The sequence below is a fragment of the Streptomyces sp. NPDC127106 genome, assembly GCF_042677605.1.
GTDB lineage: Bacteria > Actinomycetota > Actinomycetes > Streptomycetales > Streptomycetaceae > Streptomyces.
The window spans coordinates 1-1,664 of record NZ_JBHXTC010000133.1; the positions used below are offsets into that span (position 1 = coordinate 1).

Genomic DNA, 1,664 nt, shown 5'->3' on the forward strand with positions numbered 1-1,664 from the left:
CTCAGAAGGCTTCCGCTTTCCGAACGTAGTCATTGAATTTCCACTGGTCAGGCATGGTTCCGGCTGTCTGGTGGGAGAGACGGCGCATCGTGTTGTCCACCTGGTGGAGGTGCTGGGGTGCCGTCGGTGATGGGGTTGCTGGAGGCCCGGGAGAAGAAGGTCCGGGAAGAGGTCGCACGGTTGCGGGAGGAAGCCGAGCGGGTGCAGGCCGCGCTCGGTGTGGCGGAACATGCTTTGGAGCGGTTGGCGCTGGCGCGGGTGACGGTCGCGGAAGTGCTGGCCGAGGAGCCGTCGGCGGGTGCGGACGGACCGGTGCGGGCCGCGGTGGCGGGCTCGGTCGTGCCGCATCATGTCGAGGGCGTCGGAGTGGAGGTGCTCGCGCCGGAGTATCAGCAGATCCTTGCGGTGCTCGCCGGGCCGGAAGCTGTTGGTGGGCTGCGGGCGAAGCAGATCGCGGAGCGGCTGGGGTGGCAGACGACGCCGGCGGGGGTGGAGGGAGTGCGCTCGCGGGTGAAACGGCTGACCGCCCGGGGCTGGGCGGCAGAGCTCCAGCTGAACGTGTTCGGCACGGTCACACCGGTGGTGCCGGCTGCCGCGGGATGAAAGCGTGCCGGCGGCGCCCGGCCAGGCGTCCGCTCATGAGCATGGTCATCGACCACAGCACCATCGCCTCGTGCATGGCGGGCAGGGTCTCGTAGTCGCGCACCAGGCGGCGTGAGCGCATCAGCCAGCTCAACGTCCTCTCCACCACCCACCGTCTCGGCAGCACCACGAACCCGCTTGTGTCGTCAGAGCGTTTGACGATCTCGACCGTGAGGCCGAGTTTCCCGGCGGCCCAGTCGACGAGTCGGCCCGCGTAGCCTCCGTCCGCCCACACCAGCCGGATCGAGAAGTACAGCTTGCGCAGCCGCTCCAGCAGCGGGACGGCGGCGTCGCGGTCCTGCACGCTCGCCGCGGTCACAAGCACCACCAGGACCAGGCCGAGGCAGTCGACCGCCAGGTGCCGTTTGCGTCCGCCCACCTTCTTCCCGCCGTCCCACCCCGACGTCGAGCACGGGACGTTCGCCGCTGCCCGCACCGACTGCGAGTCCACGATCGCGGCCGTCGGGTCAACGCCGCGGCCCTCCTTCACGCGCACCCGGTCGCGCAGCCGGTCGTGAAGCTCAGCCAGCAGCCCGGTGGCCTGCCAGCGGCGGGCGAAGGCGTGCACCCGCCGGTACGGCGGAAAGTCCTTCGGGAGGTTCGCCCACTTCACACCGTTGTCGACCACGTAGCGGACCGCGTCCAGCATCACACGGTGGCAATAGCCCTCCGGCCGGCCACCCCGACCCTCCAGCCACGCCGGCACCGGCAACGACACCCGCACCACCTGCCACTCCGCCTCGGTCATGTCCGACGCATAGGACGGGACACGGTCCGGCCGGTCCGCGGCGTTCCCGAACCTGTGCGCGAGGCAGTCACACGACCGGGACGCCACGTTGGACTCGGCAGGCCCGAGCGCGAAAGACTGTGACAACAGGGCCTCCTGGTGCTGCTCGGTTGGGATCGCAACCCCGAGCTACCAAGAGGCCCTTCCTTCATGCACCACCCCCGCGACGATCACCCGAACAGGAACCCTGTTCGACTGGCCAAGCCCACTGAACGGAAAGCGGAAGCCTTCTCAG

2 protein-coding genes are annotated in these 1,664 nt (G+C 69.5%); one reads left to right on the plus strand and one right to left on the minus strand.

Annotation, left to right across the window (positions count from 1 at the left end; all coding sequences use genetic code 11):
* Positions 1-117: 117 nt before the first annotated feature.
* Positions 118-603: a hypothetical protein gene (locus ACFVGY_RS37795; RefSeq protein WP_385687122.1), complete on the plus strand. Its 486-nt coding sequence runs from the start codon at positions 118-120 to the stop codon at positions 601-603.
* Here the strand turns inward: ACFVGY_RS37795 and ACFVGY_RS37800 are convergent.
* The gene (locus tag ACFVGY_RS37800; RefSeq protein WP_385687125.1) at positions 572-1,390 is read right to left on the minus strand and encodes an IS5 family transposase; all 819 of its coding nucleotides are present in this window, start codon (positions 1,388-1,390) and stop codon (positions 572-574) included. The two genes, ACFVGY_RS37795 and ACFVGY_RS37800, sit on opposite strands and share 32 nt — an antisense overlap.
* Positions 1,391-1,664: the final 274 nt, after the last annotated feature.